The 14,858-nt window shown below is 40.4% G+C and carries 11 protein-coding genes and 1 pseudogene; 8 read left to right on the top strand and 4 right to left on the bottom strand.

All coding sequences use genetic code 11. The annotated features are described in order from the left end of the window. Positions 1-12: 12 nt before the first annotated feature. The 6 genes and pseudogenes from ACED48_RS19155 (at position 13) to ACED48_RS19130 (ending at position 5,160) form a co-directional block, all read left to right on the top strand. Complete coding sequence (locus ACED48_RS19155) at positions 13-246, top strand: DUF3820 family protein (RefSeq protein WP_017058655.1); 234 nt, start codon at positions 13-15, stop codon at positions 244-246. Between the two features lie 28 nt (positions 247-274). Further along, a complete protein-coding gene (locus ACED48_RS19150; protein ID WP_017058654.1) occupies positions 275-2,248 on the top strand; it encodes a recombinase family protein in 1,974 nt (657 codons plus the stop codon). Between the two features lie 102 nt (positions 2,249-2,350). Then, positions 2,351-2,536: pseudogene (locus tag ACED48_RS19145) on the top strand (IS66 family transposase); the annotation flags it as partial. A 361-nt stretch (positions 2,537-2,897) separates the two neighbouring features. Beyond that, the gene (locus tag ACED48_RS19140) at positions 2,898-3,776 is read left to right on the top strand and encodes a hypothetical protein (protein WP_017058653.1); all 879 of its coding nucleotides are present in this window, start codon (positions 2,898-2,900) and stop codon (positions 3,774-3,776) included. A 66-nt stretch (positions 3,777-3,842) separates the two neighbouring features. Then, positions 3,843-4,634, top strand: a complete 792-nt coding sequence (locus tag ACED48_RS19135; RefSeq protein WP_017058652.1) for a hypothetical protein — start codon at positions 3,843-3,845, stop codon at positions 4,632-4,634. Positions 4,635-4,830: 196 nt separating this feature from the next. Further along, complete coding sequence (locus ACED48_RS19130; protein WP_017058651.1) at positions 4,831-5,160, top strand: hypothetical protein; 330 nt, start codon at positions 4,831-4,833, stop codon at positions 5,158-5,160. Positions 5,161-5,337: 177 nt separating this feature from the next. On the opposite strand, the gene ACED48_RS19125 is transcribed toward ACED48_RS19130, so the two are convergent. From ACED48_RS19125 to ACED48_RS19110, 4 genes are all read right to left on the bottom strand, one after another. Continuing rightward, positions 5,338-7,251, bottom strand: a complete 1,914-nt coding sequence (locus ACED48_RS19125) for an ATP-binding protein (protein WP_017058650.1) — start codon at positions 7,249-7,251, stop codon at positions 5,338-5,340. A gap of 241 nt (positions 7,252-7,492) precedes the next feature. Further along, positions 7,493-8,776, bottom strand: coding sequence for a RepB family plasmid replication initiator protein (locus tag ACED48_RS19120; RefSeq protein ID WP_017058649.1), 1,284 nt, complete (start codon positions 8,774-8,776; stop codon positions 7,493-7,495). A 656-nt stretch (positions 8,777-9,432) separates the two neighbouring features. Beyond that, complete coding sequence (locus ACED48_RS19115; protein ID WP_017058648.1) at positions 9,433-10,788, bottom strand: ATP-binding protein; 1,356 nt, start codon at positions 10,786-10,788, stop codon at positions 9,433-9,435. 192 nt (positions 10,789-10,980) lie between these two features. After that, positions 10,981-11,487: a hypothetical protein gene (locus tag ACED48_RS19110; protein ID WP_017058647.1), complete on the bottom strand. Its 507-nt coding sequence runs from the start codon at positions 11,485-11,487 to the stop codon at positions 10,981-10,983. A 543-nt stretch (positions 11,488-12,030) separates the two neighbouring features. On the opposite strand from ACED48_RS19110, the gene ACED48_RS19105 reads away from it, so the two are divergent. Both ACED48_RS19105 and ACED48_RS19100 read left to right on the top strand, forming a co-directional pair. Next, positions 12,031-12,777, top strand: a complete 747-nt coding sequence (locus ACED48_RS19105) for a metallophosphoesterase (protein WP_017058645.1) — start codon at positions 12,031-12,033, stop codon at positions 12,775-12,777. Positions 12,778-12,989: 212 nt separating this feature from the next. After that, positions 12,990-14,531: a hypothetical protein gene (locus ACED48_RS19100; protein ID WP_017058644.1), complete on the top strand. Its 1,542-nt coding sequence runs from the start codon at positions 12,990-12,992 to the stop codon at positions 14,529-14,531. Positions 14,532-14,858: the final 327 nt, after the last annotated feature.

Genomic DNA, 14,858 nt, shown 5'->3' with positions numbered 1-14,858 from the left:
AAAGAGCCTGTAATGCTAGAGAAAGAGAATCTAATTAAGCTCGCCAGAATACAAATGCCATTTGGTAAATACGCTGGTCGTATATTAATTGACCTGCCTGACGAATATTTGCTGTGGTTTGCTAATAAAAAACAGTTTCCCTCGGGAGAGTTGGGTGATTTAATGCAGTTATGTTTAGCATTGAAAATCGAAGGCTTAGATAGTGTCGTTAAACCACTCAAGTTCAAACACCCCGAAGATCTATAGTTACAGTCGTGTATCGACTCTTGAACAGATGAAAGGTTCAGGAGTCGCAATACAGATAAATGACGAAGTATTAAAGTCACTTTCCAACGAGCACAGTCTACCAATAGCACAAGAAACGTACCAAGATTTGGGGAAATCGGCCTACAAAGGTGAGCATCTGCAAAATGAGTTAGGCTTGTTTTTGTCGGCAGTTAAAAGCCGCACAGTTGCTGAAGGTAGTATCCTTGTTGTCTACTCTCTAGACCGTTTGAGCCGACTTGAAATTGGTCACGCTAAACAAACTTATTATGACCTCACCAATAATGGTGTAAGTGTTTATGCATTAGTCGATAATCATCTCTATCGAGCACATAATGCAGCCGATGACATCATCGCAACAATCACTTTTGAACGTGCGCACAATGAATCCAAAAATAAATCACGTCGTGTTATTGATGCAGCAAAACAAGCTTTGAAGCGTTGGAAAGAAACAGGAGAATCACAGAAAAATCTGGGGCGTACACCTTTTTGGATAGATCAATCCACTAACTCATTTAATGTTAATGCTGAAGGTGTAAAGAAGGCTATTGAGATGCGGATAGCTGGTTATGGAGATCTTAAGATCAAACAGTATTTGGATGAAAACTTCGAGTACAAACCAACAAGATTGAAAGGTAGGGTAAAACTCATAAACTCTTGGGATTACATTGCAATTAGTCAATTATGGGGCAAGCGCTCTCTGTTCGGCGAAAAAACCTACACTATCGAGGGCATTGAGCATGTCATGGACAATTATTACCCTGCGTTGATAAGTGAGGATACATTCCGTAAGCTTCAGATTCAAAAGAAAACAAAGCAAGGTAGAGACACAGCAAGTGGTAAGATTCCTCTATTGAAAAGCCTCGCCCGTTGTGGCTTTTGTGGCGGAGCGATGGTTTTTGTCGATAAAGGGGGCAATAGGGTCAACTACCAGTGTAATTTGGCGATGAAAGGAGAGCATCCCAGAGAAGTGTATAATGTAAACATGCTCGATCTATTGACTCTTGAAGTATGTAAGGACGCTTATCTTTCTGAATCTAGTAAAAGCAATGACACCTTTGTAGCTGAGCAAATACTGAAACTTGAAAGTGAGTTACTTGAGCAACAAGAGAGCCGAGATAACCTTCTTGATTACTACAAAACTACACCGAGTAAATCGCTTCTGGATCTTATCGTAGACAGTGAAAGCAAAATCGTGGAGCTTGAAGCAAAGTTAGATGCAATCAACATCAAAACGATTGAATTCAATACGGATGAATTGTCCAATTTGCCCGAGATTTTCACTGATAGTATTCGAACAGACTTCCTAAACCCAGAGAGATACGAAATACGTAATAATTTACGTCGTTTTATTTCTTCAATTACACTCAGCCGTTCAGAAGAGCCTTGCCGTGATGCCAAAACCAAGGTTGCCAACTGCGTCGATATTACATGGCACTTTAAGAACGGGCAAAAACGAAGACTTTCGATGTTGCCATATCAGTTCATTAAATCTGATGGGGGAGATAAAACGCTCTATCTACCATTCGTCTATCTGTATGGCACTAAAAGTAAGATCAAGGTTGAAGACGGTGACGAATTTCTGTCAGGAATTCTAGAGAAACTTCATGCATTAGACTTAACAAGGACTCTATATCCAAGCAAAGGTCGTTATCAATGGAGTAAACTGAGCCTAGAGTGCGGCAAAACCTACTGGGCACCTCTTGATAATGCAGAGTTTGGTGAGCTGGGAACATCTTTTACAGAGTTTAGCTTGAGTGTAGAGGACGATTTTCTTCAAGAACATGCGCAACGAACAGATTACTTGTCTCTTATGTTTAACTATCCGTCGTCAAGGGGTGAGCGTTATGACTATCCTGAAACTACGTTTTTAGAGTTGGCTAACAAGTTTAACTTCGAGGAGGAACGTGACTTCTCATCGACTCTACAGGATAACTCTTTCAACCACGAACTATATTCATCGCTAGACTTCCTCAAGTCTTAGTTGCTTCAATATCTATAGTGTATCAATAGGGGAAGCTGTATGGTTTCTCCTTATTGTACATATCAACAAGATGAAGGAGTTAGATAGTACGGTGGTCATTGGCAGAAAAATTGGCTTTTCTCAAACACAACAAATGGTGCTGATGCGAGCGCGATGCTGTAGAGTATCGTCGAGACTGCGAAAGCCAACGGCCTTATCCTTTACGACTACATGGTCAAGTGCATGAAAGATCTAGCGAAGGCTGAGCCTGATATCGATGCACTCCTACATTGGAACTTCAAACATTAACAACATCGCCCGGTGGGTTCATGGGGCGCATACGATAGTACAAACTACATGTTGGTATCGCAGCTTATAGTTGGACAAAAGTCAGTTAGGGTCGATGCTCTAAATAACCCTCTATTCATTACTTGATGTATTCTGACCGAACCAATCCCCCCACTAAAGTGGAAGTCAATGATAAACCCCCTATGTCATCACCGCTCTAACCATCACAAGGGATCAGATCGCAGAACTCCGAAAAGGTTCAACTGATTTAGGCAACAACGCCATGTTCACTCTAACGACTTGAGTTTCCGTCAAAATCATCAGATTTTTCTTTGAAAGGAGTATATATTGATGCGACTGAATGCATTGTGAGGAGAATAATATGTCAGTTCTGGATTATCAAGATGCTTCGAAAGAAGAGCTTCAGGAACTAGAAAACGAAAGGCTTGAGCTACTGAACGACTTTAAAGAGCAGTTGGCAGTGTTCTGTGATTACCTAAAGGTTGACTTAGACCAGCAAGCGACCTTGAAATCACTAGACACCGCAACAGCACTCACGCTTTCCTCTCCACGTTATATTCCTGCACAAAAGGGAATTTTAAAAATCTCAGCTCAAGGCTATTTAAGTATAAAATTGGTTGAGAAAGTCAAATCAACCACTACAGACATTGTTAAGGCGCTAGCCAAAAAAATTGCAGACTCTTCCCAAAAACTGCCATGCAATGACATTGCACTTAAAGGTTCCGTTGATTCCATCGCCGCAAAGCTGACTCAACGCTACTTGTTTGGCCATAGACGCTTTTATGACGTTGAACCAATTCCAGAAGTCCCAACATTGAGGAACGACTTAAGAGCTTTATGTGAACGTCACCTTCTCGATCGAGTAAAGGAGCGTTATACGTCTCACTACCACCGCTATAGATTATGGGACGGAAGAGCCATCGATTTATTTTCTAGCTACCTGTTTAATGTCAAAAGTGAAGAGCATAGTTTCTTTGATTCTAAGAACTTAATTCATCTTCTGAATAACACCCCTGCGCCAATCAAAAAAGAATGGTTTAAAGATGAATGCATCGAATGTTGGGAAGCGCTTTATGCAGATGGCCCACGTTATGCGTATACCGAGCTTGCCTACCCTGATGAGAGTGGTGTCATTTTTGAAGAATACGTACCACTAGACATGGTAAGTGAAGATGTATGGGATTCGCTTTATGAGCGCTATAAAAACAAACTGAAAGAACATGTCGAGTTCGCCCAATAACTCTTGTGTGTCTTACCTCTAATCAAAATTAAGCAAATAATTGTCAATAAAAGGAACAAAGAAAAAATGACCGCGACAATTTCAGTCAGCAAAAGTGCGATATTTGAGCTAATCATGGCTGGTTTAGAAGCTTATGCTGTAAAACATCAGGGCAGCAAGAGTATTTCTGTAGAAACCGCCGCTCACCTTTGGGGGTACGTGAACAAAACACATCCATTTAAATGTACGATAAATCATGTCTCTGTAGAGACGTCTGCAAAGCGAAAGCGCTCTTCAGTTGAATTTAGCTCTGAATCTCTTTTGATTAAAAAAGACATCGCGAAAGTGTTCGGAGACCAGTATCAATATATAGGAACCGCTCATTCTCACCCTTATTTGCGGGAAGAAAACATCGATGCCGCAAGAATTAGAAAAGACAAGTTGTATGAATTATCTGATGCTGATCATAAATGTGAGATTGGATATCCCGAAATTGAAGTGACTGGTAAATCGTACAGTGTAGCTTTGGTACTAACGGTTCATTCGATGCTTAAGGCTGATGATAGAAAAGATGGAACAAGCTTCGGAGAACCACTTATCGAGTTTTCTCTCGGCAATATCAAATTCTGGCTGTATGGCCGAGTTTTTGAGCATAAATCGAAGTCATCTTTGAGCGACGAGGAACGTCATTCTTATGAACGTTATAAGTTGGCCCTAAGTAATGTTCCCAACGATAAAATAGTTCCTGTGCCTCTAGAGACTGTGTTAGAAAGTGGTGTTTTTATAGATACATTGTGCAAAGACTTTGGCAGATTGAGGTTTTTAGATAATGAATCAGAATATGATTTAGCCACTGTTGCAGAGCGTAGATGGGGATAACGTTTCTGGCGTAGTCTCAGCTTACGCTTGTTTTGTTAGCGGCACTGGTTCAAGTGCTGCTATATCGTCTAAGATGTTTCACATTCTAAGTTAGTAGTTCTAAGGCGCTTTTGTCCCGATATAATTGTTCAAAAAACATTTATCAAAAAATACCAACATTCTCGGTAGTTTAAGAAAGCGGAAGATTGGAATATATATGGTAACAAAGAGCAACGGTGTAGAAGAAGCTAAGAGCTTTGGGTTTTCAAGTATAAAAGAATTTAGGCGTGCTCGAACTTTGATAGGTTCTCTGATTGTTGAAACAAGGAAAAGCAATAAGAAAGAGGCATACAAACTGTACAAATTGCTGCAAGAGAAACCTGACCTCAAACCTCTATGTGAACACTTAATCCAAATGCCAAATTTAGATGCATACAAAACAAAAACATCTGCGAAAGAGTTTGCTATGTTTCGAGGGCATAACAAAATGGATTTAATTCGAATAGTTAAGTCTGGCGGTGCCCCCGGATTAGGTAAAAAGTCCTAGTAGTTCACTCAAATAAACTACCAATTAAACTAAGTCGCTTTTGTCCCAAAGCATGGCGGCATAACACGTCTCTGGACATAAACGTGTCAGCGTCTTTGCTAAATTAGCAGCTTATGAATAACTACCGCTTATGGAAAGTCGCTTAACTTAGTGTCCAGTATTGATGGTGCAGATCACTTATTTCAGTGACACAAAAAGTTCTTCAAACAATTTGGGAATTAGCTTTCCATCAGTCAAACCAACCATACCTTTCTGGGCAATAGCCACCTTTAACTCACCTTTCTTTTGTTTCTTTAATAGACGTTTAAGCTGAGGAAATTTATCTAAAACTATACCTTCATAATCATGACCGCTTCTTTTTAAGTACTCTGAGTCAGTTTTTATAACAGCACCACATAGGTACTCAATAGACATATCTTTCTGATTAGGCCTATTAAGAATTTTCCTTATGTACCAATCAGTAACTTTTTGAAGTAACTCGGGACATTTCCTCCAATCTTGCCAATGAGTATCACTCCCACAGATTTCTTTACTCGAATATATATCAGGGTTGTTGTAATTAAGTAAAATGGAAATGCTTATAGGATCAAGCGCTAAATTTTCAACGGTATAAGCAATCCTTTCCGCCAAAACTGATACTCCCTTCATTGGCCTGTTTTTTTCATCCCAATCAACTATTCCTCGAACTGTAGTGTTACCTTCTTCAATCAAAGCCTCTACAGAACCATAAACATGGCTGCAAGAACCAACCCCGTTAATCGCCTTAATAAATGCTTCGACTTGGTCTGGATCACTAATATTTAAAACGCTATTTAAGCATTGAGAAATTTGTTTTTGGGGTAATTTTGCACCAGAACTTACAAAAGTTAACGAAACATATGGATCGATTGCTTTAGATTGGCGCAGCACTGAATTTAATATACTTTGATAAAAATCAGCATCATAGTGACTTTCAACATATACTTGTCTTCTATTTTCAGGATTGATAGAAATCTGGGTGACACCATCCAATAACTCAGCAACCCCTTCATCTTTTGTCACTTCAATGATGGAGTTATCTTTTACAATGAATGTACTGTTATCTGGCGCTAGCGCAACCGTTGTTGGTGAGTGAGTAGTAATGATGATTTTAGACTCAAAACTAGAACAAAACTCGCTCAGAACTCGGTACATTTTAACAACCATTTTAGGGTGCAAAAATGCATCAGGTTCATCAAGAAGTAGTAACTTAGGTGTTTTCACTGCTACATTGTCATAGTATTGACTATTAAAAAGAGTCAAGGCTAACCAAAGTAACGTTTTTTCGCCTGATGATAGGGCATTGACGGGAACAGGAAGGTTTGTACTTCTTTGAATTAGATTCGCATTATATGAATAGCTATGTGACTGAGTATCTGGTTCAGAAAAGTGAAACTTACCATCGAAGGTTGCATTAATAATATTATTTAATAATGTCCACGGTTCATGACCAAATCTATCAATAAACTGGTCTTCAGTAAGAAAAGCAACATCATCACCTTCTTGCTCTGAACAATACCTGTTATATCTGTTTAATTTATTGCGTTGAATATACTGGTTACATATTCCTGAAACATTCTGGAAACCAAGAATGCTCGGAACATAATCTTCAAAATAAATTTTTATTTCATCATGCGTTAACTCGCTCGGTGCTTTATCTAAGTGAAGCGCAATTGATTGACATAAGTTGTATAAAGATTCGTATGGTAATCCTTCCTCACGCCCACGACCACTATTCCTTGCTTTGTTCAAGTCAAATGGAGAGTCGAAGTCAATTTTAAATCGATCAAATAGTTGAAGTGTTGCTGTTATTTTAGACTGGAACTGAGCGTCGCTATACGCACCACCAAAGTTAGGCGTCAACTTAGTTTGTTCCACAAACATAATGTCTTGGTGTGTCAATTGTTCACCAGCCAAGTTCACAATGGATTGCTGTTTTTGAATGCTTTCCAAAAGTCGAGTTTTACCACAACCATTTCGTCCTGTAAGAACAACTAGATTACCATTATGCACAAATGGCTTTGACAAAATGAAGCCATTGTAGTCTTGTTTTCCTGTTACGCTTAGAGGCACAATCATATCCTTCGAGTTTCGTGATGTATGACAGGTGTAGCATACTATATCATCACTAGGAATTCATTTTGGATTACAAAAAGTCATAACCATTACATCTGCTCGAAACACGTTTTGGGGCATAGATGAATTAACTCGACTCAGAGTGACTTACAAGCTCACTGTAGTGGCCAACTTTAGTTGACCACTACACTATTTCATGGTGATGACGGTTAATCTTGTATTGTGACAATTCAAAATACTAGCGTTTCGTGCCTCTGACTTTTGCTGAAGTAGTTCGACGTGAACTTTTCTTCTTAACACCATAGGCTTTACCCACAGTAAACTTGGTTTTTCTACTGCCCTTATCACAACTGTTAATTTCATCAGCGGCTTTGTTAAACACATCCCTGACCAGAGCTTTATAGTCTAGGTATTTGGCTTCGTGTTTACACACCAGAACTCCCTTTGAGCCACTATACCCTTTTGTCTCAGAGGTATAGTCACGATAAAACTCTTTGAGCTGGTCAAGAGAGTTGTCAAAAGCCATTGAGGTGGTCTTATCCATTGACCTGTAGTTTAAGGACTCTGAGACCTTATACAAATAGTCGTGGTGAGTCAGTAATGCAATGTCTTCCCATGTAAGGCTCAGCAGTGTCTTTGCTCCACGTTTAAAGTTCTTATCTGTATCCGATTTATCCACGACTAGCTCAATGCTCTCGTTGATTCCCAGTATCGCCCTCCAGCGAGATAATGTGAAGTTGAGATTTGTTTTGTTCTCAAGTTCATTTTGCTTGTTGAATCTAGAAGTCATCATGTCGTGGATGCGAATAGTAGCCAGTGACTTGAACTTGCTTAGGTGATCCAGACTCAGAGTAGTGTATTTCGCAGTGGCGAACAGCAGATGAAGAAACTTAATGTTGAACGTTATCGACACCAATGGTTTTGTCTCATCAAACGTTATTGATTCAATAGGGTGACCTACGAACTCTCCTACACTAAAAGGGTTATTATCGTACTCTTCAAAATCTAAGATAGGCGATAGATGCCTCAAATCAGAATCTAGTTTAATGCCCTCGTTTGTATGGACTTTAGCTCTAAGGTTCGACCATTCTTCTATGGTAGACGGCTTAGCAGTAGAAATGTGGAACTTGGCTGTATGTTCCAAAGCTTCAGTAAAACGGTTCCTGTTATAGCTTTTGCGTTTTTTATCTTTGTTTTTACTGACCGTACAAAACTCACTGAGTTCTTCAAACCACAAAGTAACAGTGCGCTGGTTTTTATCAGCAAAACTTTCAAGAACGAGGTCAGGGATAAGGTCGTTGCTGGTTGGAGTATGAGATGCCCATAGTTCATTAACAAAATTCTTAACGTGAGGCAGTTGTTGCCAACCACAGATTGCACAAAGGAAGAACTTGTAGGACAGAGCATTGGTGTTCTGTGGGGATAGGTGTGTGAAGTTAGCTTCTACCAGAGAGTTTTGTACAGAGTACCAGCTTTGCTTCTTGAGACTGGCTAGGTTTTGGTTAGTAGTTAGTTGAGACATATTGAGCTTATTTTGATTTTTTCAAATGATAGCACTATGTCGTAATATTATCACCATTTAAGTGTCGTAAAATGATCACCCAAAAAACGACCTAGTCGTAAAGCTAGCACCTAACTTGTGAGCGGGTAGTTCCTAAATGTCTGAATTTTAACCATAAATGTTAGTTTGATAAGGTGGGTTTATAATCAGATTATTAAACACTTTAGAAAAGCAGAGCTGATCTCTTAGAAAGCCCAATTGAAATTGGGCACAGGTGTTACCAGTCTTTCTTAACCGAGAAGCAAACCTATCTTAATGAGTTAGTGGGCAACTGAAGCGGTTTTTGGGGGAGAGCCTCTTTGGCTCTGTTTAGTGGCAAGAGACATGGGTTGGGCCTATTGGAACAAAGCTTCTTGTTTCATATGCAGCTACAGGGTATCTTTGTGCTTGTCTAGGTTCATCATCTGCCTCGGCGACTACTGTGGGTCGCTGAGGTGTTTGATGGTCTTTGAACTAACATTGGCTATTCCCCTAAACCTCCGCATTGTCAAAACTACCCTCCTATAGAAAGGTCTCTCAACTTACTAACTATCGGTTCTTTTTTCGGGAAAACGCATGCGTTTTGAGATCTAGTAAAGTTGATCAAAGCGAATGAGATAGAGTTGCACAAGTAGTGGCTACTGCAGATTGGGAGTAAATTCTTCCATTAGTTCCTCTAGATTATCTAGGGAGACGCCTCGGTAGGTCATCTTGTAATGCTGTAGGCTCATCTTGGAAATTAAACTTTGAGATTTAGCGATCAGCATTGCTTCATCATATATGCTTTGTTGACGCTGACACTCAGCAATGAGAACCGCTTTCTCAAGCTCGTTAACAGCCACGATATCAATTACATCCTGCCCTTTTGCATTCCAGTAGCCGCCAATTTTGTTGAACCTCTTGGATTCAGCAAGGATAGCCTTAAACAAGCTTTTTAGTTGCCAAACGGAGAATGTGTCGAAGTCTCGCTCTATGTGTGCCTTGATATAATCAAAATTGTCCATTTCAACTGCACTTGAGTTCGAATGGATGAACTTGAACCAGAAATTGATGAATGGGTCTTCAATCTCGAAGCGGGAGTCTCTGGTAGTCTCATCTGAAGATATGGGCTTTACCTTAGTAATAACATTAAAGTTACTCTCCATGTGCTCCAGATGCACGTCCACACCCATCCTAACGTGGTTCTGAATATCAGAACGTTTCGTTTTACCAAGAGAGATAGCATTGAGTATATCGAAGTAGTTTTGGTGCTCTGAACCAAAGTCCTCAACTAATCGATGAGTACCTTCTTTCAAGAATGGTGAGTTGCTGGAGATTACATAGTCAAAGACGTTGTCATGGCCAGTCGATAAGGATAGCCATTTGAGGTATTTCGGAATCCCGCCAGTTAGGCACCACCACTCGAGCATATTCTTCGAGTCGAATACGCCCAAGTCCTTCATAAAACGTTTTATGTGTGATGGTTTTAGAGGGGTGATGCGGAAGAATCTGTCGTCACGATTCATAAGAGGCTCATCGTTGCCCTTGAAGATTTTCGTCATCATGTTGTGCATGCTACCGCAGCAGACGAGGTGCATCATGGATTGTGTCTTGTAGGAGTCCCAAAGGTTTTGGATATCTGAGAATAGTGAAGGGCTTACTCTCTCGATATCTTGAAACTCATCAATGATGATTGTCAGTGGGATTCGCATTGAATAGTGGATCAGGTACTCAATGATGTCCTTTAGTGACTCAGGTTTGAAGAGTTTTACATTGAGTTCAGTAGCTATGATATCAGTGAACTCGTGAATCAACATCGCTTCACTCTTTCGACTGACTAAAAAATAAAGTGTTTTAGTAGTGTCGTGGTAGTAAAAGGCGTCTTTAAGCAGCCGGGTCTTGCCTACACGGCGCTTACCAACCACGACACTGAGCTGGCCGTATGTTGATTTAATCTTTTCTGAGATGCTCGCAAGCTCGCTCAGCTCTAACTGTCTGTAGCAGAATTCCTTCATACTCAAAGCCTTCGACGTTTACTTAATCACACAAGAACAATGATCTTGCTAAATCCCATGAGTCTAAAAAACGTTAGCCTAATGGTTCTAAGCTTAATTTCATTGTGAAAGCTGATCCAAGCTGTGGCAGGTTACTTCTCATGTCTGAACTTAGATAGTTATTTTTGCACCTGAAAATTGCAGCTGTTGTAATTAATAATCATCAGTAAACAATGCCACGTAATCTATCAAATGCATGTTCCGGCTTAGCAGTTTGAGATCTTGATAAGCCAAGTCTTTTTCGGCGATACGTATTGGGCGGCCTGTATCTACAGTTTGTTCGTCAAGTTTCTCTATCGGGTGTTCAACATGCACAAATTCAAACCTACCGAATGGTGTTGAGTAGATGCTTGAAGGCCCCGTTGTGGCGAGAATCATCATCATCGGAATCTGCGATATCACTCCCCAGCGGGATAGAGCATCCTCGAATGAAATATAGCAACGGTGTTCTTTTCTTAGCGCCAATACCAAAAGTTCAAATTGAGTAGAAGTCATGTTTATGTTGTTATAGACGAATAGTTCATTATCTATACTGGTGAGATAGGGGCTTGTCTGTAAAATCCCGTCCAAATCATCGGACATATGCACGGCACAGATCTCTTCTTTGGAATAGAAAAACTTGCCTTCTCTTCGATAGCGCATCTCTAAAACCATTCTCATGTAACTTTCCTTAAACCGGACTAATTCCCTAGACTTAACGAGTTAAGATGGCTAGCGACCTTCTCAAGAGCTTCTAGACTCCCAGATTCAATAAGGCTCAGTGGACACTCCCCACCAAAAAAAACGCTCTTATTTTCCATCGTCATAAACCCATACACATTCTTATCATTGGCAAACAGTATTCTTAGTGCTGCATGTATGTTTATTATGTGACTTATCCTAATTGCTTGTTCAGCTGATAATTGACCAGATAGTTGGGTTTGATAAATGGGATAGGGGAGCCCTAAAATTGCAGAGATTTGAACTTTGCTAGCTTTCCACCTCGTCAAAATCTTGAGTGATGCCTCCAGCCCCTTTTGATGTATAAAAGCGCTACTGTTATCCATACTATATGTTCCAATAAACTCATGGTAATAGCATAAGGCTAGTTCGGCTTTCTTGTCAAAATATCCTTTAAAATCATTATATTACCACAAATATCAATGTTGACTTTCTAGGCTGTAAGTACTAGCTTTAGTTATCCCCTGACTATGAGACTCTCTAATGAAAATCCAATACCTGTCAGACATTCATTTGGAAGTCGCTTCCTTGGATATACCTTTGACGGATGCTGATATCGTTGTTTTGGCTGGGGATATTCATGCTAACGCTATAAGGGCTGTAGATTGGGCCTCTCGGTTCCCTCAAGAGGTCATATTTGTGCTGGGGAACCATGAGTTTTACTCTGGTGGGACAATTACCTGTTTGCCCTCAGATTTGAAAGACTATGCCAACAAGTATCCCAATGTACATGTGCTAAACAATCAATCAATAGTGATTGACGACGTGGCTTTTCATGGCTGTACATTTTGGACTGACTTTGAGCTTTACGGAAACCCAGATCTAGCGTTTTACTATGCACAAAAGTCCATGAGCGATTACAGGCGTATAAATTTCGACAATGCTCAAACCTTTACGCCTCAATTGTCGGCAGCGCTACACCAAAAATCAGTGGCGTGGCTCAGTGAAGCGATTAGGTTATCCTCTAGCTTGAAAAATGTCGTTGTGACCCACCATTTGCCTACACAAGATGCGATACATGAGAAGTTTAAAGATAGTGTGCTGAACCCAGCCTTTGCGTCTGATTGCTCTCAGCTGTTTAGTCATAGAATTACGGCATGGTTTTATGGTCATAATCACGACTGTAGAGTGTTTGAAAAAGAGGGGATTAAGTTTCTAACTAATCAGCGTGGTTATCATGGTTATGAAGTCGTTGATGATTTTGATGCATATAAAACGCTAGAAATCTGATTGAGGATACCCTGAGAGCGCACTTCCCATCGTTATCATTTCTAATGTGTTACTGACTGGTTCGAGAGCAATACTTGTACTCTATTAAAGAAGTTTTTACGCTTTAAGTAACCAGCTACGCACTTCCACACTTTTGCTACACAAAAGATGAGCAAAGTGCTGCTGGCGAGGCTTCGCCCTCGACCCTAAGTCCCCAAAAATCAAATGATTCTATGATCAAAACTACCATGATTTATCGTCATGTTAATTACCGAAAAAGTGCCGCTTTAACGAAGAGTTTGAAGCACTCATTACGTATCAAATCGAATAAATTCAAGTGCAATGAGTGGGTTGATTTACTAGCTGAAAATAACTGGGTATTCACCGAAAACAACCCCCAAGGAATTAGGCTAAGTGAGCGGTCAGAAGAAGCTCGTTCGAGTTTTATCTCCCAGTTAATTTCTGAGGAGTTTGCACCTAAGAAAATTCCCACTGAGGTTAAAAGTAACTACAAAAAGTACGAGTACAAGCTCAATAAGAAAATCCTGTCTGCTAGTAGTTCGGGAGATGAGCATCTTGCAGAACAGTTGATGTTGATTCGAGACCGTAAACCAGAGAACTACAAAGAGATAATCGAATCAATTAGCGGAGTTAAACGCCGTAATCAACTGATAAATATGCTGGATATTTTCATGGACTTGTCCAAAAAAGTAGAAGGGTGCGAAGACGGTCGTGCAGCTAAAATGCATGAAGCATTCTTTAAGTTTCCTCATCGGCATGGCGCAGTTGTCGAACCCAAACGTATGGCCGAATGTATAAGAAGCTTTTATGCTAAGTACCTACCAGACTACCCGATACGCCTTTTGGTTGTCCATGATGATGAACGGAGCGTGGATATGAAAACTGGCGCCCATCCTCACATCTTTCTTAGTACAAAAAACAGTAAGACTGGAAAGCGAGATCTTTGCGCTGCTATAAGAGAAACAGCCAATAGATACCTTAGGGCAAAACCGACAGAGGTGTCTCTGTGGAACCCTGAAACTCGTCGGCACGAGAAACAGACTATCTCGAGTATTGATAGTTCATTGGTAGGTGGTCTTGCTGCTTCAAAAATCCAAGGAATAATAGTTCAAGATATGTTCATGGATCATGTTCGAACTAATTTTCAAGAACTTGACGTGAGATGGACTAAATCCAGAGTGCGGAAGGTGATGTCATTTCACAGACAATATGAAAATGCGAAGAAGCCAAAAGCTGACAGACTCTACAATCTAAACCAACTTCTTGCGTTACATAACCAACGCTTAGTGAAAGAACATAAAACTCGTAATGAAGAGAAAAAGTTGGGCAACGAAACGCTTTTTGAGATTGAAAGAAAAGTGGCGGACGAAGAAGGTCACTTGAACAAAGTTCGTTTGAGTATTGATGCTAAAGAAGCTGAGCTAGATTCATTAAAAGATTGCATTCGTAAAGTACGAAAAATCCTAACAATGTTCCTCATTCCATACAAAAAGCTCATAGAGAGCATAGCGGCCAATGACCAAGCCAAGGCTATCAACAGTGCGAACGACTGTCTTTACCACCACTATGATGCTACGCCTGAGGCAAAAAAAGTGATTGTGGAAACAGTTAGGGCTGATGCGGAGGCTATCAATAGTCTTTGCGTTGATAAAGACGTCATCGGTGTATTTAATAACATACACGGACAGATTGAGTCTGGAACGCCTAAAAACAATCCAACTCCAAATGTACCTAGAATGAGACCAAGGTTTTAGGGACAAGGATCGAATAGTCAATATGGTGTAGTTTTCCTGAAATGAGCTTGGGTATGGACGCAAAGCATAGTGGATTAACGTAGCCGAGCCTTTTCTCTTTCAAGCATCAAAACGCATGCGTTTTCCGTAAAATCTATCAGCAACGATCAGAGTCATGAACGACACAGAGGAAGGTATTCGTGCTTGTGTCCGGTACTCACCATCCGCTCAGCACAACCAAAACGCATGCGTTTTCCGTAAAATCTATTAGGCACCACTGGAGTGACATCGCCACAGAGGAAGATATTTGTGCTTGTGTCCGGCACTCACCATCCACTCAGCATAACC

This window comes from Vibrio sp. 5S239, from assembly GCF_041439575.1.
Lineage (GTDB): Bacteria > Pseudomonadota > Gammaproteobacteria > Enterobacterales > Vibrionaceae > Vibrio > Vibrio kanaloae.
The sequence above is the reverse complement of the archived record's forward strand: the minus strand, read 5'-3'. Positions and strand labels throughout refer to the sequence as shown.